General features: G+C 58.5%; 13 protein-coding genes. 8 read left to right on the forward strand and 5 right to left on the reverse strand.

From position 1 onward, the window contains the following. Positions 1-46 precede the first annotated feature (46 nt). Both NA78x_RS05165 and NA78x_RS05170 read right to left on the reverse strand, forming a co-directional pair. Positions 47-1660, reverse strand: a complete 1614-nt coding sequence (locus NA78x_RS05165) for a M56 family metallopeptidase (RefSeq protein ID WP_425617360.1) — start codon at positions 1658-1660, stop codon at positions 47-49. Positions 1661-1668: 8 nt separating this feature from the next. Further along, positions 1669-2067 carry a BlaI/MecI/CopY family transcriptional regulator gene (locus NA78x_RS05170; protein WP_425617361.1) on the reverse strand — a complete coding sequence of 133 codons (399 nt, stop codon included), beginning with the start codon at positions 2065-2067 and terminating at the stop codon, positions 1669-1671. Positions 2068-2212: 145 nt separating this feature from the next. Here NA78x_RS05170 and NA78x_RS05175 point away from each other — a divergent pair, with 145 nt between their 5' ends. From NA78x_RS05175 to NA78x_RS05205, 7 genes are all read left to right on the forward strand, one after another. Continuing rightward, entirely contained in the window at positions 2213-3613 is a 1401-nt protein-coding gene (locus NA78x_RS05175) for an MBL fold metallo-hydrolase RNA specificity domain-containing protein (RefSeq protein ID WP_425617362.1), read from the forward strand. Then, positions 3613-4434 (forward strand): hypothetical protein, encoded by an 822-nt coding sequence (locus NA78x_RS05180; protein WP_425617363.1) that lies wholly within the window; start codon positions 3613-3615, stop codon positions 4432-4434. Before NA78x_RS05175 ends, NA78x_RS05180 begins: the two co-directional genes overlap by 1 nt. 10 nt (positions 4435-4444) lie before the next feature. After that, entirely contained in the window at positions 4445-5185 is a 741-nt protein-coding gene (locus tag NA78x_RS05185; RefSeq protein ID WP_425617364.1) for a hypothetical protein, read from the forward strand. 21 nt (positions 5186-5206) lie between these two features. Then, positions 5207-6112, forward strand: coding sequence for a squalene synthase HpnC (hpnC, locus tag NA78x_RS05190; protein WP_425617365.1), 906 nt, complete (start codon positions 5207-5209; stop codon positions 6110-6112). A gap of 238 nt (positions 6113-6350) precedes the next feature. Further along, a complete protein-coding gene (locus NA78x_RS05195) occupies positions 6351-7454 on the forward strand; it encodes a WD40 repeat domain-containing protein (RefSeq protein ID WP_425617366.1) in 1104 nt (367 codons plus the stop codon). A 90-nt stretch (positions 7455-7544) separates the two neighbouring features. Then, complete coding sequence (locus NA78x_RS05200) at positions 7545-12065, forward strand: SdrD B-like domain-containing protein (RefSeq protein ID WP_425617367.1); 4521 nt, start codon at positions 7545-7547, stop codon at positions 12063-12065. Between the two features lie 1095 nt (positions 12066-13160). Continuing rightward, positions 13161-13442 carry a hypothetical protein gene (locus tag NA78x_RS05205; protein WP_425617368.1) on the forward strand — a complete coding sequence of 94 codons (282 nt, stop codon included), beginning with the start codon at positions 13161-13163 and terminating at the stop codon, positions 13440-13442. A 49-nt stretch (positions 13443-13491) separates the two neighbouring features. Here NA78x_RS05205 and NA78x_RS05210 read toward each other — a convergent pair whose 3' ends face one another. From NA78x_RS05210 to alaS, 3 genes are all read right to left on the reverse strand, one after another. Continuing rightward, positions 13492-13914 (reverse strand): PIN domain-containing protein, encoded by a 423-nt coding sequence (locus NA78x_RS05210; protein WP_425617369.1) that lies wholly within the window; start codon positions 13912-13914, stop codon positions 13492-13494. Continuing rightward, positions 13901-14101, reverse strand: a complete 201-nt coding sequence (locus NA78x_RS05215; protein WP_425617370.1) for a hypothetical protein — start codon at positions 14099-14101, stop codon at positions 13901-13903. Before NA78x_RS05215 ends, NA78x_RS05210 begins: the two co-directional genes overlap by 14 nt. Before the next feature lie 106 nt (positions 14102-14207). Beyond that, entirely contained in the window at positions 14208-17018 is a 2811-nt protein-coding gene (alaS, locus tag NA78x_RS05220; protein ID WP_425617371.1) for an alanine--tRNA ligase, read from the reverse strand. A gap of 585 nt (positions 17019-17603) precedes the next feature. On the opposite strand from alaS, the gene topA reads away from it, so the two are divergent. Beyond that, a complete protein-coding gene (gene topA, locus NA78x_RS05225) occupies positions 17604-20426 on the forward strand; it encodes a type I DNA topoisomerase (protein WP_425617372.1) in 2823 nt (940 codons plus the stop codon). Positions 20427-20654: the final 228 nt, after the last annotated feature.

Below are 20654 nucleotides of genomic sequence, written 5' to 3' on the forward strand. Positions count from 1 at the left end.
CCGCCGCAATCGCAGGCTTAAACCCTCGTAGTTAAGACCGTTCCGATTATTTGCGTTCGCCTTCTGGCTTAGGGCGATCAGCACCTTCACGGCGTTCGGTCGGCCGCGGCCGATCTGCACCTTCGCGCGGACGATCACTTTCGGGCCGAGGGCGGTCAGCGCCCTCACGTGGACGATCCGCGCCTTCGCGCGGACGGTCACCTTCTGGGCGGGGGCGGTCACCACCTTCACGTGGACGAACCGCATCGGGGCGAGGACGATCGGGTTCACCACGGCCACCACGCAGGCGAGCCACTTCTGCCCGCAATTCGGTCACTTCCGCTCGAAGCTGACGAATGAGCTGCATCATTTCCGCCTGCTCGCGATTGGGAGCAGCATCGGGACGTCGGTCCCCCTCACGGGCACCTTCCACGCGATTCGGATCGGTCGGGCGACGAACATCGCCTTCACGTGGGCGATCGCCTTCGGGGCGGGGACGATCTCCATCACGACGAACTTCACCCTCTGGTCGCGGGCGATCTCCTTCGCGTTTCACTTCCGGGCGTGGGCGGTCGCCATCACGTTTGACTTCACCCTCGCGGCGAGGTGCATCACCGTCGCGCTTCACTTCTCCCTCTTTGCGACCTTCCTGGGCAACGGCACTGTTGTTGCCACTCACGCTGTAGATGGCGGTGAGCAAGGCGAGCGAGAGCCCACCGAGCACGAGGCCAGCTGGCCACAACGAGGCAGGTCGTTCGCTGGAAATTCCCAGCACGCAGCGGACACGATGGAGCAGATTCATTTTGCCTTCTCCGAAATAACCTGCTGCCAGCGCCGGTCGCCCGTCGACCATCGCCCAGCGGGCTGTCAATTCCAATGCTTCGGCATAGTCCAGTCGCTCGCCCGTGGCGGCAACTGCCAACTCGTCACAGCAAAGTTCTCGCTCGCGTCGCAGTCGCGACGAGAGCCACCAAATGGCCGGATGGTAAAAGAGGACTGCCTCGGCCACTCGCTGCAGCAGGTTCACCCACAAGTCGCACCGCCGCAGATGAGCCAGTTCGTGAGCAACCACGGCTTCGAGCAGATTCGGAGGTAACTCCAGCAGCCACGCAGCGGGAAGCAACACGACAGGTTTAAAGAAGCCAACCGCCAATGCTTCCGACACTCGCTCGCTGGCATAGACCACGCGGGGAATCGCCGTGCGAAAACGCCAGCCAAGTCGAGCGAGTTGTGAGGAAACTTCGCGCGGCAACGCAACGCGCGTTTGCAACAGCGAACGCGTCGCCAGCCAACTGACGACCAGTCGCATGTTCAGTAACAGACAACCAGCCAGCCAGGCGGTGAAAACCACGGGCTGCAGCGTGCGAAACCAGGCCTGGAAGTCGCTACCCGTTACACGAGCATCTGCAGCGGCAATCGCTTCGTCGCTAGAGACAATTGCCACCGTTGTCTCAGCGATCGGCTCTTCTCCCAGCCAAGCCCAAGTCGTTGGCAGCGCCAGCAACATCAGCAAGAGCGCGGTCAGTGAGAGTGCATAGCGGGCGTTCGCACTGCGAATCCGCAGGGCTTCGACAATGGCGACGAGGAGCGCCGCAACGAGCAGTCCCTGCCACAGAAAGTGAGCCAGCGTCCACGTCAATCGCTGCGAGAGCGGATGCGTCAGCAAGTCGATGGCAGTCATGCGCGCCTCTACTTCTTCTCAGGCCGACCCTGTTTGTATTGTTGAATCGCTTTGCGAATCTCATCGAGTTCACCCGAATCGGGACGGGTTTGATCGAGCAGATGCGCAACCAGCTGACTGGCGGAACCCTCGAAGGCCCGCCCCAGCAGATCGGCCACCATGCCACCGAGCGTTTCTTCGCGCTCGAAGGCCGGCTCGTACAGAAACGCGCGACCCTGTTCGCGGCGGACAAGTTGCCCCTTGTCTGCCATCACGTTCATCAGACTCATCACCGATGTATAAGCACGTGGCCGCGACTCGTTCAGTACTTCCAGCACGTCGCGCACGGTACTCGGTCCGCGCTGCCACAGCACTTTCAATACTTCCAACTCACCACTCGTCGGATGCTCTTCCTTTGGTCTAGCCATGGGATGCATTCTACGGGTTACACCGTAGCTGTCAACTGTTTTTGCCGTAGATGGTGGAGTAAGGCTCCCAGCCTGTCCCACCGGCTACGGCAAGTGTCTAATCGCCTGGGTCTCTCCCTATTGATCTCTCTTGTAAGAGCACGCGATGAAGTTGCATTTTCTAGGGGCCAACCGGCAGGTGACCGGCAGCCGATATTGCCTCGAAACCGATGGGCGCGAACTGCTGATCGATTGCGGGCTGTTTCAGGAACGGCAGTACCAGAATCGCAACTGGGATCTCTGCCCCATTCCTGCAGCCAAGATCGATGCCATGCTCCTCACGCATGTGCATATCGATCACAGCGGGCTGATTCCCCGCTTCGTGAAAGAAGGTTTCACTGGGCCCATTCATTGCACGCGGCCCACGTCGTCGCTCGTCGAGATCATGCTCCGCGATTCGGCCAAGATTCAAACTGAAGATGCCGAGTACAAACGCAAACGGCACATGAAAGAAAACCGTCGCACTCAGTTCGAACCCCAGGCGCTCTATCTCGATGAAGATGTCGACCGCTGCCTGCCACTATTTCGCGAGGTTCACTACAACCAGCCAGCGCAGGTGCTGCCGAATGTGAAGGCCATTTTTCACGATGCGGGGCACATTCTCGGCTCGGCCATGATCGAACTCGAAGTGACCGAGAACGGGAAAATGCAGCGGCTTGTCTTCTCGGGCGATATCGGCCAGTGGAACAAGCCCATCATTCGCGATCCGTCACTGCTGTTAAAGGCCGACTACGTCGTGATGGAAACCACCTATGGAAATCGATTACATCCCGACGCGGGCGATGTCGAAACGCAACTGGCCGAAGTGATCAACACCACGATCGGTCGCGGAGGCAATGTCGTCATTCCCACGTTTGCGCTCGAGCGGGCTCAAGAACTGATGTATCACTTTTCAAGGCTCGTGCGGGCCAAGCGAATTCCGCCCGTCAAAATCTACATGGATAGTCCGATGGCTGTCGATGTAACGGCGGTTTTCGAGCGGCATCGCGAGTACTACGACCAAGAGATGAAAGCCTTGATCAGCGGTGCTGAAGCACCTCTGCGTTTCCCCGGCCTGACGATGGTTCGCACTGCCGAAGAATCAAAGAAGATCAACGCGAGCTACGAGCCCTGTGTCATCATGTCGAGCGCCGGCATGTGCAACGCCGGCCGCATCAAGCATCACCTGCGGAACAACATCGGCCGGCCTGCGGCCACGATTCTCTTCGTCGGCCATCAATCCCAGGGAACACTCGGCCACGAGATCGTCAGCGGCAAGAAGTACGTGCGGATTCACGGCCAACAATTCAAAGTCGAAGCGCAGATTGCCCAGGTCTACGGCCTGTCGGGTCACGCCGACCGCAACGGCCTGATCAAATGGCTGACCCACTTCAGCCCCAAACCCAAGCGAGTCTTTTTCACTCACGGCGAAGAAGACGTCGCCCTCGCGTTTGCTGAGTATGCCGAAAAGCAGCTTCACCTGAATGCACACGTACCGTACTATCGCGAGGCAGTGGAGTTGCCCTGATGCACAACCCGTATGAGTCGCCGCAAGTCGATCCGTACATGCACGATCCGCAGGAAACGGCGGTACCGGACATCGTCTTCATCGAAGAGCCTCGCGAACGACTGAGCTGGCTGCATGGCCAGTTGTGGTTGGTGGCCATGGCTGTCCTGGTTTACTTCACCCCGGGCTTGCTGAATTACTTGATTCCGTATCCGCTGGACCTTTACTTTGCCAGGAACTTCTATTGGACCTGGCTGAACTCGATGGGCCTGGCCGGCCTGTTCTTGGCAGCCCTTCGCCTTTGGACAAAGGTCGATACCTTTCCCAAGACATTCGGTCACTGGCTGCTGGTCTTCGTAGGCTGCGACTGGATCGTCCAGCGCCTGATCGATGTCTGGGTGCAAAAGATTCGGTATGCGACCGCCGTGAATCCTGGCCGGGACCTGATTGACGATCCGGTCGCGTGGATTCCACAAATCGAAGGCCTTCCTCACCTCATGGCCGTGATCTGCGTCGGCTATGTCATTTGGCGAACGAGGCCCGACAAGCTTTGGCTCCGCTATGCCTACTGCAGGCTGGCGATTGGAAGTTGGTTTCTTATTGTTAGCTTTGGCGGGTTCTCGAATGTGAGCCTGCTGCTCGTCATGACAGTCGTGTTGACGGTACCACTCATCCTCTCGTTCGCCATGGCGGTACTGCGCGATTTACTGGGACGGACCGAACACGACCTCTTTCATTGGCTGGGAATTGTCGCGGAAGGATGCTCCATACTTCCGATGGTACTGCTGTACAACGGACAACTGGCTCAAGCCTGGCTGGCCCCGCCGCCACTTGGCTATTAGTGAACGAACGATGGTACAGTTGCCAGCGCAGGAACCACCGATTTACCAGCCGCCGCCTGAGCGCATCACCATCGGCATACTTATGCTGTGGACCGCGATGAGCGCGGTGCTGCTGGCCTTCGACCGTGCCACCAACGATTTCTGGAGCGGGCGAATTGGCTGGTTGTCCCAGGTCGTTGCGTTTTTCTATGCACCACTGTGGGGATCGCATACAGCTGCAGTCGTGCTGATGGTGTGGCGATACATGACCGATGGTCCTCGGTTCCCGACTCAGCCCGGGCATTGGCTGCTGGTGATCGGCGGCGTTCACGCGACGGCCACGATATTTCTTAGCATGGTTGTTCTTTCGACGCTCAACACTTGGGGTTACGCAGGACCGATTTACGAAGTGCTGCGACTGCTGACACTCGCGCTGGCGACCGTGCTCTACTGCTTACCACTGCGAACATTCCAACAGATGTGGGGAGCCGCGTTTGTCTGCGGTGCTGTCACACAGGGAGTGATACTGCTCGTCAACGTGGGTTCGATGCTCTTCGCGAGGAACAACTTTCTCGTCTTCCGCATCGAGTTCGTGACAACCTGGGTTGTGCTGGGCGCCATCCTCTTGGCAGTGATTTCAGACTTGCGATGCGGCCAGCGGCGCGACAGCCTGCACACGGTTGGAATTTTTGCCACAATCGCGATGCAACTGCTGATCACCGCTATCCCGCTGGCACTATGGCTGCTCAAGCGGTGGAATTATCTGGATTAGCTGCCTGTCGAAAGTGCACCTTTGAATCTCGCCGAACAACTCGCCCGCTGGGGACCGCTCAGCGATCATCCCCGGCCCTCCCTCAAGGAAGCAGAGGCTTATTGCCGCGCGCTGGCCACTTCGCACTACGAGAACTTCTCGGTGGTGAATTGGCTCTTTCCCAAGCACTTGCACCAGCACCTGTGCAATGTTTACTCCTACTGTCGCTGGGCCGACGATCTGGCCGATGAAGCCCAGAATCCTGAACAAGCGACGGAGTTGCTCGCCTGGTGGGAACAGCAACTCGAACATCGCGAAGAATCTTGCCATCCTGTGTTTGTGGCCCTCAACCGAACCATCGCAGAGAAGCAAATCCCGCTCGAACCCTTTCGCCATCTGTTGATCGCCTTCCGACAAGATCAGGTGCAAACTCGCTACGAGACTTGGGACGACTTGCTCGGCTATTGCCGCAACTCGGCCGACCCGGTTGGCCAGTTGGTTCTGCACCTCGGGCAAAGTGCAACTGCCGAGAACATCGCCCGGTCGAACTCTGTTTGCACGGGCCTGCAACTCATCAACTTCTGCCAGGATGTGAGCCGCGACTTCGCCAAGGGACGGATCTACTTGCCTCGCCACGAGCGAGCACCTTTCGGCTGGAACGATGACCGCTTTGCTCTGCAAGCAGCCAGCAAGTCGCCGCCGAGTCAAGCCTTTCGCGATCTGCTGCAGGCCCAGGTCAAGCGCGCCGAAGACTTGCTTCGCTCCGGTGAGTCGCTGGTGCAGTCGGTACACCGCGACCTGCGGTTGCCCGTTCGGCTGTTCATCAACGGTGGCCTCGCCATCGCCCGCGCAATTCGCCAGCAGCGTTTTGATGTCTGGACTAGCAGGCCTGTTGTCAGCAAATGGCAAAAACTGATGCTGCTGGCGAAGGGATGGTTTTTCACTTGAATTCGCTCTCTCCCAAGTAGCACGCCCCGAAGGGACTGCTTGTGCGCCGGCAAGGCTTCCCTAGCCGGCAAAGCTTAACAGCCGACTTGGTTTGCCCGATCTTTCTGCTGGGGCGCGGCCTCTTTTGCAACCGATACAAAACGAACAGCGGTCCCGCGCACCAGCCTGGCGTGCCGCTGTCACGACCGTCTGTCGGCCTTCCTGTCTGCTATGAAACCTACGCTGGCAAATCATCACTATGCCATCCATTCATCGCCGCCGATTTCTGTTTGCCGCTGCTGCCACGCTCTCTTCGCCGTGGTGGTTGCCGGCCCCTGCTGCCCAGGCACAAGCACCGGGCGTTACTGATGTATCAGCGAGGCTCGATTGGCCCGCCCGCGTCATTCAGCTGAAGGCTGATCCCGACGAACTCACTCCGCCGGTCATCACCGGGCTCGAGATTCACCGCGATGGCAAGGTCATCGCCACTGCCGGCGACGATCACGTCGTGCGGGTCTATAGCCTGGCTGACGGCAGCCAGGTCCATCGACTCGATGCGCACGTCGATTGGGTCCGCACCATCGATTACAACCGCGATTGCACCCTGCTCGCCTCGGCCGGCAACGATCGCCGCGTGCTACTGTGGCCGACTGAAGGGGTAATGAAGCCTCGCCAACTCGTGCTGCACGAGCAGGCCATCACCGCCGTCAGGTTCAGCGACGATGGCACCAAGCTGGCCGTGGTCGGCTTCGAACGGACCGTCCGCATGTATCGCGTCAGCGACGGCGAACTGCTCTGGCAGGCCGCTGGTCCGTGCGACGATTTGCGCACGGTTGTCTTCTCGCCCGATCAACAATCCATCGCTGTCGCCGGTCGCTGCGGTCGCATTCGTCTGCTGAGTGTAGTCGACGGTCGCCAAGTGCGCGACATTGCCGCTCACACCCAACGCGTAAGAGCGCTGGAGTACTCCCCCGATGGCACCTACCTTGCCTCGGTCGGTGAAGATCGCACGGTTCACGTGCAGCCACTTAGCGATGGTGCCGAGGGTAAGAACTTGCCGAAGCGACCGACCAAGGTTCTCGCGGCCACCTTCTATGCTCCCGGCAAATTAGCCACCTCGGGAAGCGACAACCTCGTTCGCTTGTGGGATGTGGTGAAGCAAGAAGAAGTCGGCCTGCTGACGGGACACACGGGCAGCGTCGCTGCAGTGGCGGCCAGGGGAAACATGCTGGCCTCAGCTGGTTACGACACCACGATTCGGCTCTGGACAATTACCGAGAACATCGCCGGCGGACCTGCTCCCGCGGCGACTCCTCGGCTGGGAACGGTTCCTTCGGCGTTGCCGCCGTTCAAGTTGAAGTAGGTCGCGGCAGTCAGCAGAACATGAAGACGAGTTTTTGAACCAGGAACAAGGATGTTCGTGGTTCCGATACCGAGCACATGGAGGTGACTTGTGAAGTTGTGGAACCTGCTCTCGATCTGGCGTCGCTCGCTTTGGTCGGCTCGACTCTCGGAAGCCGCACAACATACCGGCACCACCATTCGCAAGAGCGGCGGCCGCACCACTCGCCTCGACGAAGGCTCGCGCCGCTGCCGCTTCGAGGCAATGGAAGAACGCCAGATGATGGATGCCGATCCCATCAAGCTGGGCGTCGTCTACATCGAAGAGGATAGCGGTTCCGATCTTCATGGCGATACGTTCGAACTGATGTTCGAAGGTGGTGCTGCCAATACCGAACTCACTCGGCTGGTCATCGATACCGATCACGGTCCCGCTGGCCGCAGCGTCGGCGACCTGTTCTTCGATACGATCAAGGGTGGCTGGGGGGCGGACGAAGCCTTCGGCATGCAGATTGTTTCGCAAACAGGCATTCAGGAAGTGACCTGGACGGTGGAAGATGGCGGCACACGTCTGGTGCTGAACTTCAAAGGCTTCAATGCTGGCGAGAAGCTGCGTTTTAGCATCGATGTCGACGAAGTGCAGGACTACGATCCAAGCGAAACCAACCTCGCTGTCCACAACGAAAGCGTCGACCCAATTACCTCGGGCGTCGAATTTCAAGGTTCGATCTCGACGGCTACGTTCAAAGCGCCGCATTACTACGATGTCGAAGGTGGACGAGAATTCCGCAACCTGTACGACCAACAATTCGCCGGCACCAACCTGCTCAAATCGTCGGGCAACAGTAATGGTCTGCCGCAAGACGACTTCGAAGGCAAACGCGACCGTTCGACGGGCGTGATGGTTCCGCTGCAGCAATTGCCAAAGCCCATCACCATCGCCGGTAAGGTCTTCCTCGACTACGATGCCGACTTGGTGCAAGACCAGGGCGATACCGGCATCAGTGGCGTTACCATGTCGCTGTGGAAGAAGGTCGGCAACAGCTATGTCTTCACCGGTCATACCACCACCACGAACGCACAAGGTGAGTACGAGTTTGGCGCAAGCCTGAAGCTCGACCCAGCAACCTACCAGGTGCGTGAGACGCAGCCTGATGAATACTTCAGCGTGGGTGCCATCGTCGGTTTGGTCGAAGGCGTGAAGACGGGTAGTCTCGTTTCGAACGACCCCGATCAACTCACCGAAATCGCCATGCCTCTGGGCGATACGCACGGTGTGAAGTACGACTTTGCCGAGACACTGCCGGCTTCGATTCGCGGTCTCGTGCGCCTCACCGACAAGTACGGCAATTGCGAAGCGGCTGGTGTCGCCACTCGTCCCATCGCCGGCGCCACGGTGCTGCTGAAAGACAAACTCGGCAACACACTCAAGCAGACCGTCACCAACGCCCAAGGCCAGTACGAGTTCACCGGCCTGCGTCCGGGCGAATACACCATTGTCGAAATCACGCCGCCCGGCTTGATCGATGGTGGCGATCACGTCGGTACCGTGAATGGCGTGAAGACAGGTACCGTCGTCGAGAACGACACGATCGACGTCTCGCTCCGCGGCGGCGACAACGGCATCAACTACGACTTCTGCGAAAAAGAGCCCGCGATGGTTTCGGGCTACGTCTATCACGACCGTGACAACGACGGCAATCGCGAACAGGGTGAAGAAGCCATTCCCGGCACGACCATTACCTTGTTCGATGCCGGTGGCACCCAAATCGCCACGGCGGTCACCGATGCCAATGGCTTCTACAAATTCACCGGCCTCGGTGCCGGAACCTACATGATCGTCGAGGCTCAGCCCGCAGGCTGGAGCGACGGCAAAGACACTCCCGGTAAGATCGGCGGCGTCACGGTCGGTACCGCAACGAACGACAAGCAAAACGGCGTCGCCCTGCTGAATGGCGATAACGGCGTCGAGTACAACTTTGGCGAACTCAAGACCGTAAGCCTCTCGGGTTATGTCCACGAAGATCCGATTCGCAACTGCATCTTCGATCCGGGCGAGAAGCCGATCGCTGGCGTGACGATCAGTTTGTACGACATTGGCGGCAATCTGATAAGCACGACGCTCACCGATCAGAATGGTTTCTACAAGTTCGACAATTTGGCTCCGGGCACTTACATGGTGCGTGAGAGCCAGCCTGCGAATTACATTCATGGTGGTCAGGCGCTCGGCTCTCACGGCGGACTCGAAGCTACCGACCAATTGAGCCAGATCGCTCTCGCTTCGGGTCAGAATGCCACCGATTACAACTTCTGCGAGATCCTGCCCGTTAGCATCAACGGCTACGTGCATGAGGATCCCGATCGCGATTGCTACTTCGACTCGAACGAGAAGCCAATTTCTGGCGTGCAGATTCGACTGTACGACGCCAACGATAATCTCGTTGGCACAACCTTCACCGATCAGAACGGCTTCTACAAATTCGAAAAACTGCCGCCCGGTACTTACACAGTTCGTGAATCTCAACCGGCTGGCTACTTCCAAGGTGGTCAGGTCAAAGGTTCGCACGGCGGTAACGACAGCCAGACCGATCAGATCAGCCAGGTAACGCTCAATTCCGGCGACGATGCCGTGAACTACAATTTTTGCGAGATCCTGCCAGCCAAACTCAGCGGTTGGGTGTGGGTCGATACCCAACACGACTGTATCTTCCAGCCTGAAGAGCAGCCGCTCGCTGGTGTGACGATCAACCTGTTCGATGAGTTCGGCTCGATCGTCGCCACGACGCACACCAACTCGCAAGGCTACTACGAGTTCCTCAACCTCAAGCCTGGGCAGTACACCGTCAAGGAAACGCAGCCCACGGGTTACTTCCAAGGTGGTCAGGTTGCCGGTAGCGAAGGCGGCAACGACTTCGATCAGGATGTCATTTCTGAAGTTAACCTCGATAGTGGCGAGAACGCCGTTGAGTACAACTTCTGCGAAGTGCCTCCCGCGAGCTTGTCGGGGTATGTCTTCCAGGACGGTCCCGCCATTCCCACGAACGGCAACACACCTCCCGCGAATCTGTACGAGATTCGCGATGGTCAACTCACGGCCGATGACACGCGGATCTCGGGCGTGGTGCTCGAACTTCGTCACACACTCACCGGCGAACCGGTCGACCTGTCCGAAACCTTGCACGGCGGCAGTGGCGCGTACCGCCTCACCACCGACAGCGACGGCTTCTACAAGTTCGATGGCTTGGCCGCTGGCAACTATACCGTTATCGAAGTGCATCCGAGCGGCTACTTCGATAGCAAGGACACCGCGGGCACGACCACGGGTCTGGCGGTGAACGTCAACACGTTCGTCGATCCGCTGACGATCTTCACGTTCGAAGCAGCCGGCGTGAACTTCCAGTTCGATGCGATCCTTCGCATACCATTGGCCGCGGGGCAAGAATCGCTGCTCAACAACTTCAGCGAAGTGAAGATCACTCCGACCATCATTCCGCCACCGCCAAAGTTGATCACGCCGCCACCAGAGGTGCCGAACGTCATTCCGCCGCTGCCGCCGGAGTTGCCGCCGTTCATCTTCATTCCGCCGCCAGTTGCAGAGCAGATCATCACCGGTGGCGATGCGGGCTGGACATGGCACTTGAGCATCATCGATGCTGGTACGCCGCGCATCTCGGAACGTAGCACTCGCATCAGCGAAAAGCTGTTTCGTCCGGCAATGTTCGTGGACCAGATTCAGTGGCAGTCCGAACGCCTGCGGAAAGGCATTTGGACCATCCACAGCGAAGACGTCGAAGGTGAAGCTGGCCAAACGAAGGTCTACGCCTTTGGTATCGCCGACGCAATTCCCGTGGTCGGCGACTGGAACGGTGACGGCAAGAGCGAACTCGGCATCTTCTACAAAGGTGAATGGTTCCTCGACGTCAACGGCAACGGTGTGTGGGACGAAGGTGACCTGTGGGCCAAGCTCGGCAGCGAAGCCGACAAGCCTGTGGTCGGCGACTGGGATGGTGACGGCAAGGACGACATCGGCATCTTCGGACCCGAATGGCCGATGGACCCTCGCCACATCAAGCACGAAGCCGGCTTGCCTGACCCTTACAACATTCCTCGCGAACGGCAGAAGAACGTACCGCACAAGCCTGAAGAGGCCACCGAAGGCGAACGCTTGCTGCAACTGTCGAAGCACGGCAAGGAACGGTCGGACCTGATCGACCACGTCTTTCAGTTCGGTGTCTCGACCGACATTCCGATTGCTGGCGACTGGAACGGCGACGGCATCCGCTCGATTGGTGTGTTCCGCGACGGCAAGTGGCACTTCGATATGGACGGCGACGGTCGTTGGACCAAGGGCGACAAGATCGCTCGCTTCGGCGAGAAGAACGATCTGCCCGTGGTCGGCGATTTTAACGGCGACGGTATCGAAGAGATCGGCATCTATCGCGGCGGCAAGTGGATCATCGACGTCAACGGCAATCGCGAGATCGATGCCGCCGACCGAGTCTTCGAACTCGGCGGCAGCGGCGACTTGCCCGTTGTCGGCGACTGGAACGGCGACGGCACTGACGAGCCCGGCCTCTATCGCCAGGGCGAACTCGAAGTCGAAACGTCGTTCCAAGGACCACAACAGCCTTAGTGCCGATCTACTCACTCCCTCGCCGCGGTTCATTGGCTTCTCCGCAAGAGAGAGGCTCGGTGACGGGCTGAACTGTCGGAAGTCAGCAGGCGTTGCTGGTTTGACGTAAGTCCCCCAAAACCACCCTGGCTTGGAAAATGATGTTCACAAACCAGGGAGGCTTGTGAACGACTTTGAGCGCCGTTCCCGAGAGTTATCGCACCTGCTGTTCCCAAATGCCCCTGGGTTTGTGAACACCCCCCGCCTGGGCGGATCGCCCCTTGCGACAAACTGGCCCTCTCTCGCCTCGATACAAGCAAACAGTGCAAGGCCGGAATCGTTGCTGCTCCCCCCGGCTTCTGATAACCAATTCTGATAACCTTTTCAGTACATTCTTCACGATAACCATTTGATCGAACCACCAATAAGTACTCAACTTAGGCGAATAAAGTCTCGCTTACTGTTGAAATACTGATAACCACTTAGGCAGCTATTTCTTCTTTGCTCCTTCCCCCGAGTACCGACGGGTTGGGGCCTGCCTCGGAGCAAACGCATTCCGGCAGATCACCTCCCTGGGATGTGATGCTGAACCTGACGCTGGCCCCCCGGCTTAGCAATCGACCATCAAGCGCAGAACCAGACGCCTCGCTGCTTCGGGTTCCGGCCAGCGGCCAGTAGCTACCTCTGCCAACCTGAACGCTACACGAACCTCGCGCGCGGACGCATCACGCCTTCCGGTCAGTTCCCTGTCCGAAAGTCGGGCTAACCCTTCAACCACTTCTTCTGACCGACTCCAGCATCGACCTCCTCGTCCATTGTTCCGGTTCGCACAGCGCAGAACCAAACAACCTGGAATCTGCTCGACTCGTGATTCTTTGTCAAACGACGAAATTGGTGCGGGCAGTCAATTGCCTATTCGCGGGCTGCTTTCCAGTGAGAGAGGAAGGCGCTGAGCCAGTGAGTTTTCGCAATTCTGCTGCTACGTTTGGGCTGGCAGTAAAAGGTGTCGACGAAAGAGCTTGTTCGATCAACGAGATCGACGAGCTCGGCAATGACGCATTACAGCGAGTTTACTTTCCCGGTGCACGCATCATAATGGTGGTCGAGGTACCACTTATGTCCATGATGTCAGCTGCCAGCGAAACCGCCATCTGGTCCCGGGTGATTGGTGCTGAACCCACCAGCATGCCGCCGGAAGCGGCGCGATATTTTCTCTCGCTTGAGTTCGAACCTGCAGACCTGCAGCGGATGCACGACCTGGCGGTGCGAAATCAGCAAGGTGTGCTCAGCGCTGATGAAATCGACGAGTTAAAGAACTTTCGCCAAATCGGCCTGCAGATCGATCTGTTGCGGTCCAAGGCCAGGCTCTCGCTCCGAGATACATCGGCCAATTCCTGAGAGCCACTCGTGCAACAAGCACTCACTCGAGTGGTGCTCAAGCGCGCAGCTAACGTATCAATGCAAACGGGTTTTGCACCTTAACCGTTCTATACGGAACGCCGGAGCTCAAGTCTTCGTTGTAAAATGTCGTGACACCGGCCTCGATGCAGGCGGCTAGCAACAGACTATCCCAGTGCGAGAGGCTGTATTGCTTCGTCAGCTCCAAAGCCAAGGACAATGAGTTCACTGTCGGATGAACGATCGGCAACGAAAGCACGAATCGCTTCAAATAGTCTTCCGTATCTGCGCGGCGAATTCGCCCCGCATTTTCCCATCGTCGCAAGCAAGCTAGGAATTCGACTGCGACCTGCCAGGGAACGACAAGTGGAACGCTTCGTAGGCTCTGAAGTAATTGAATCGCCTGTTGTGATTTAACAGGTTCTGTTGAATCAACTGCATACACGAGGACATTGGTGTCAATCGCGTTCATGCAGTTCCTCACGACTGAACTTCAAACCGCCGGACCCAATCGGCCTCTCCGCCTTCAGCTGTTCGAGCGCAGTAAGTGCTTGCGACCATTGATCGTTGGGTTGCTCGATGGGAACCACAGTCACGCGCACGCGCGAGTGGTCCGCCAACTCAATCAATTGATCGAGTTGAATAGTCCCGGAAACCACAGTGCCATCAAAAGATGTTCGCGGGGCGTTCACGTCATGCCTCACCAAACGAAGAAGAGTATCACTTCTTCGATTATATCATCGGCCTGCTGAACGGGCGATCAAGTTACGCCTTCAGCATCAGCTTGGCCACTTCACGCGCCTTGATGAGCGCGTCGGCCATCTTTTCGGGCTGCTTGCCGCCGGCTTGAGCGAGGTCAGGTTTGCCACCACCACCGCCGCCGACGACGGGAGCGACATCGCGCACCCAGTTACCAGCGCTCACGCCCTTGGTGACCAGATCCTTCGAAACGCCCGCGACGAGCACGACCTTGCCTTCACCTTCGGTGGTGGCGAGAAAGATCGCACTCGGGCTGACCTTCTGCCGAATCTGATCGATCAACTGACGCATCAGGTTCGAGTTCGCACCGGGAGCTTCCGAGACGATGACCGTCGCTCCACCGACTTGTTCGGAACCAGCGAGCAAGGTTTCGGCGGAGATGGAACCAGCTTCGCTGCGCGAGGCAATCTGCTGCTTGAGTTCGGTTGATTCGGCGAGTAACGCCTGCACGCGTGCGGGAGCATCGAACAGGGCGACGTTCAACAGGCGTGCCGTGTCGCGCAGCAGCGACTTCTTTTCGGCCGTCGTCGGCGAAGGTGTCTTCGCCAGGCTGATAGGCTCGGTACCCGCAGCAGGCTTCGCACCGCTGGTGAGTTGCTTGCGCAGATCGCGCACTTGCTGCACCAGGTGGCGGACAGCGTGATTCACATCGCCGATGCCAGTGCCGAGCGCGTGAGCAATCGCCTGCAGCGAACTTTCGGTTTGTTCTTCATGAGCCTTCGCCTTCTCGCCCGTGAGCGCAGTGATGCGGCGCACACCAGCGGCCACACCTTCTTCGGCGAGGATCTCGAACGCGCCGACGTCCTTGGTGTTGTCGAGGTGCGTTCCGCCGCACAACTCGCGGCTGAACTCGCCCATCGTTACCATGCGCGCTGGGTCCGGGTATTTTTCACCAAACAACATCATCGCGCCAGCAGTGCGTGCTTCGCTGAGCGGGACGAACTTGGCAGTGATCTTCTGAGCAGCCGCGACTTGCTCGGCAACGTCTTTCTCGATGGTCGCCAGCTTTTCAGCGCTCACGGGTTCGGGATTGCCAAAGTCGAACCGCAGCCAATCTTCCTCGACCTTCGAACCCATCTGGTGCGCGTCTTTGCCGAGCGCCTTCTGCAACGCGTAGTGCATGATGTGCGTGGCCGAGTGAGCACGGCGAATGCCTTGACGACGACCCTGATGAACCTTAGCTGTGACCTTCGCGCCGGCGGTCATCTTGCCTTCGAGCAGGTGCCCATAGTGCAGCAACAAGTCGCCGTCTTTCTGCGTATCGATCACTTGAAACTTGAAGCCGGGGCCGATGAGTTCGCCCTTGTCGCCGACCTGACCACCCGATTCGCCATAGAACGGACTGCGATCGAGCACGACGATCACAGCCGCTTCGTGGCTGGCTTCGGTGAACTCGTCGCATAGATGATCGTGCGAAACGATGCCTTTAACCTCGGCGGTCGCTTCCAGCCCGTCGTAGGCGAGGAATTCTGTCGACTTGAGCGACTTCTTCAGAGCACCAATGGGATTGTTCACATCCATGCCGGTGTCGGCAGCGATCTTGCCTGATCGCTCGCCATGCTTCTCCATCGAGTCTTTGAAGCCGGGCCAATCGAACGTGTAGTTCATTTCGGCAGCCATGTTTTCGACGAGCTCGGGCGGAATGCCGTAGGTTTGATACATGTCGAAGGCATCTTCGCCCGGCACGATGACCTTGCCGCCCCGCTTCATGTCGCCAAAGGTCTTATCGATCCGCGCGAGGCCGGCATCGAGCGTACCGAGGAAGGCACTCTCTTCTCCCTGCATCGCCTTTTCAACGCGGCTGGTCGTTTGCGAGATTTCCGGATACGAAGCCTTCATCATTTCGGCGACCTTGCCGACCAGCTTGTACATAAACGGTTCGCGCAGGCCCAATTGGTGGCCGTCGAGAATGGCGCGGCGCATCAAGCGGCGAATCACGTAGTTCTGCTTGTTGGGGCCGGGAAGGACGTTTTCGTGAATGGCAAACGTACAGGCGCGGACGTGATCGGCAATGCGTCGCAAGCGACGACCGCGATCGTCCTTGGGATCGTACTTCAGCCCGCAAACTTCGCCCGCTGCTTCGACGAGCGGGCGCAGAATGTCGATGTGATAATTCGTATCGACGCCTTGCAGCACGCTGGCGATGCGCTCGAGCCCCATGCCCGTGTCGATGTTCTTGCTCGGCAGCGGACGCAGGTTGTTGGGCGGGTTGCCGACGCGATTGAACTGCGTGAACACCAGGTTCCAGATTTCGACGCTCTTCGTGGCACCTGGCGCGTGATAATAGATTTCGCTGCAGGGTCCGCAGACGCCGTCTGGGCCCTTGCTGGGGGCACTCGCGGGCCAGAAGTTGTCGTCCTCGCCCATCCGCTCGATACGGTTGACGGGCAGACCAATTTCGTTGTGCCAGATGCCGGCCGCTTCGTCGTCGTCGAGATAGACGGTGACCGTCAGGCGGTCCTTCTCGATGCCCAGCCATTTCTTGTCGGTGAGAAACTCCCACGCCCAGTGAATGGCTTCCTTCTTGAAGTAATCGCCAAAGCTGAAGTTGCCCAGCATCTCGAAAAACGTGTGATGGTAGGCCGTGCGGCCGACATTATCGATGTCGCCCGTACGCAAGCACTTTTGGCAGGTGGTCGCGCGGGTGAACTCCAGCTTTACGCGGCCGAGGAAGTGATCCTTGAACGGATTCATGCCGGCGGGCGTGAACAGTACCGAAGGATCCCAACGTGGCACCAGCACGTCGCTGGCCTGGCGGGTGTGCCCCTTGCTTTCGAAGAATTCGAGGTACTTTTCGCGCAGTTCGTCAGTCTTCATGGCCAGATCCGTTGGTCGTCGTTGCTTGCTTGGGGAACTATCAATCTAGGAAGATGCAAACGCCCCGTGCCAAGCGAAGCCCGCCCTGGCTCAGTGCGCACCATGCCCTAAAACCGCTCATCGTAGCGGATTACGGCAATTTGGACCAGATGAAGCGGGCGGCTCGCTTACTGCCCCGCAGTCCTTCGACAGTCGTCCTGCACCGTAGTCATCTTGCTCCGCAAGATGTTTCCCACTTCTGGGCACAATTTACACACTCTCATCTCGGCGGAGCGAGGATGACTACCGGGCCTCTGATCTCGGCGGAGCGAGATGACGACCGGGGTCGCCAGAGCCCATCATTTCCTCCCGGCAGAAATCATTTTGGCCGCGGTGACGGCTTGACGCGGGGGCGCACTTAAGTTTAGGACACTTAAGTTTAGGAAACGTCCTTACTCATGCTGTCGGCAGCCCTGCCGGAAGCCGATCGCAGGGTGGCAAGATCGCCGCTAGGCCCTTGCTGGACAATGACTTACGGAACAACAGGCAAGCTCGATGACCGCCCGCAAACGGGGCGCGCCATCCTTTTTGGCAAGCGAATCGATCATGGCCAAGCGTGCGGCTGGAACTGGAAAATCGCTGGTAATTGTAGAATCTCCCGCCAAGGCGCGGACGATTTCCAAGTACCTCGGCAAAGACTACACCGTCGAAGCCAGCATCGGCCACATTCGCGATTTGCCCCAAGGCTCCAAGGAGATGCCGGAGGAGCATAAGCGCAAAAAATGGTCGTACCTGGGCGTCAACGTCGAGGAGGGTTTCGAACCGGTCTATATCGTCCCGGGTGAAAAGAAGCCGCAAGTGGCCAAATTGAAGGCCCTGCTCAAAGACGCTTCCCGCCTCTATCTCGCGACGGACGAAGACCGCGAAGGAGAAGCCATCAGCTGGCACCTGCTGGAGGTTTTGAAGCCCAAGATTCCCGTTCATCGCCTCGTCTTTCACGAAATCACCGAAGAGGCCATTCTCGACGCTCTCGAGCACCCTCGCGACATCGACGACGGTCTCGTCCGCGCGCAAGAAACTCGCCGCATTCTCGATCGCTTGTACGGCTACGAAGTTTCGCAGCTGCTGTGGCGCAAGGTCGCTCCCCGGCTTTCCGCTGGTCGCGTGCAAAGCGTGGCAGTGCGCCTGATTGTCGAACGCGAACGTCAGCGAATGGCGTTTCGCTCGGCCACTTACTGGGACTTGATTGCGCGGTTCACCACCGAAGACGGCAAAGAATTTGAAGCCGAACTTGTGTCGGTCGGCGGGCGAAAGATTCCGGCCGGCAAAGACTTTGATTCGGCCACAGGCAAGATCAAAGACCCGAACCTGCTGCTGCTCAACGAAAAGACCGTGCAGGAACTGGCCGAGAAACTGCAGAAAGCTGACTTCATCGTCAACTCGCTCGACGACAAGCCTTACACGCGCAAGCCCTCCGAGCCCTTCACCACCAGCACGTTGCAACAAGAGGCCAACCGCAAGCTGGGCTTCACCGCGCGGCGGACGATGAACGTAGCGCAAAGCTTGTACGAAAACGGTTACATCACTTACATGCGTACCGACTCGACGAACCTCGCGCAGGTGGCCATCGATGCCGCCCGCGATCTGGTGCGTACCGAGTACGGCCCGAACTTTGTTCCCGCTGAACCGCGCGTCTACAAGAGCAAGGTGAAGAACGCGCAGGAAGCCCACGAAGCGATTCGTCCGGCAGGTCATCCCTTCAAATTGCCAGAGTCACTTCGCAGCGTGCTCACGCCCGATCAGTTCCGCCTGTTCGATCTGATCTGGAAGCGCACCATCGCCAGCCAAATGTCCGATGCCCGCGGCCGCAGCATTACGCTGCAAGTGGCCGGCGGCGACGCCATTTTTCAAGTCACCGGCAAAACGATCGAATTCGCCGGCTTTTTGCGGGCTTATGTCGAAGGCTCGGATGATCCCGAAGCCGAACTGGCCGATCAAGAACGCTTGCTCCCTTCGGTGAACGTCCGCGACCCGCTCAACTGCAAAAACCTCACGGAAAAGAGCCACTCGACACAACCTCCGGCCCGCTTCAGCGAAGCTTCGCTCACTGCCGGCTTGGAAGAACGTGGCATCGGCCGCCCGTCTACCTACGCTTCGATTATCGACACGATCCTCGAGCGGAAATACGTCTTTAAGAAGGCGAATGCCCTCGTGCCGACTTGGGTTGCGTTCTCGGTCTCGCGGTTGCTCGAAGAGCATCTGCCGAACCTGGTGAACTACGAGTTCACCGCCAAGATGGAAGACCTGCTGGACTCGATCAGCCGTAAAGAAGAAGACTCGACCGCCTATCTGCAGAACTTTTACTTCGGTAACGGCGAAGGCAACGCGGGACTCAAGCCGCAGCTTGATAAAAAGATCATCGAAGTCGATCCGCGCGAGATGGGCCGCTTTACTTTGGGCATGCCCGAAGAAGGGGAACATCGCGAAGAGGTCTTCGTCCGCGTCGGCAAGTTCGGTCCGTTCATCGAGCAAGGCGAACGAAAGGGTTCAATTCCTCAAGACACACCGCCGGACGAAATGACGCTGGCCCGAGCGTTGCAAATCCTCGAACAGGCCGGCGTCGGCGAAGAACCGCTCGGCATTTGCCCCGATACGCACCAGCCTGTTTACTTGAAGCAAGGTCGCTTCGGTCCGTACGTGCAACGTGGTGCCGGCGACGAAGAAGAGAAGCCCAAAAACGCTTCGCTCCTTCCTGGCATGAAGCCCGAAGATGTCACGTTCCCCATCGCGCTCGACCTGCTCAAACTGCCACGCACGCTGGGTGAACATCCTGAGACGAAAGAGCCGATTCTGGCGGCGAACGGCCGCTATGGCCCGTATATCAAGCACGGTTCCGATTTCCGTTCGCTCCCCGCCGATATCTCGCCGGTGGACGTAACGCTCGAAAAGGCGCTGCAGATTTTTGCTGAGCCCAAGGTGCGCGGCCGCGGTCGCAACGCTCCCAAAGAACCACTCAAGACGCTTGATGTCTCGCCGGTCACCAATCAGCCTGTGAAGGTGCTCGAAGGTCGTTACGGCAACTACATCACCGACGGCGTGACGAACGCCACGTTGCCCAAAGACCTCACGCACGAACAGCTGACGATGCCGCAGGCCCTGACCTTGCTCGAAGAGCGCGCCGCCATGGGCCCGCCGAAGAAGGGACGCCGCGGCGCGAAGGCTGCTCCCAAGAAGGCCGCCGCCGCGCCCAAGGCTCCTAAAGCGGCGAAGTCTGCCAAGGCACCAAAGAAGGCGAAGGCTGCTGTTGCCGAAGACGGAGCATCGAAGAAAGCTGCTCCCAAAAAGGCCGCCAAAAAAGCTCCGGCGAAAAAGACAGCCAAGCAGGCCACGCCGAAAAACCCGAAGCCCAACGACGACATTCCGTTCTAATTTTCGCGAGCGTCGTCCCTTTGGCCGCTCTTCCCACGCGGTAAATGTCCAAAAACCCTGCAGGTTTTTGGACAGCCGCTGGAAATGCAAATTCGCTGAAACCTGCTGCTGCCAGGCTACTTGCGTCTAGTCTGGCACTTTTCGCATCACGCCTCTTTGTCCAACAACCGGGCCTGGTGTTGGACACGCTGCTTTAAGCATCAGTGCCTGCCGTACTTCGTCGGCAGG

The sequence above is a fragment of the Anatilimnocola aquadivae genome, assembly GCF_049819085.1.
Taxonomy (GTDB): Bacteria; Planctomycetota; Planctomycetia; order Pirellulales; family Pirellulaceae; genus Anatilimnocola.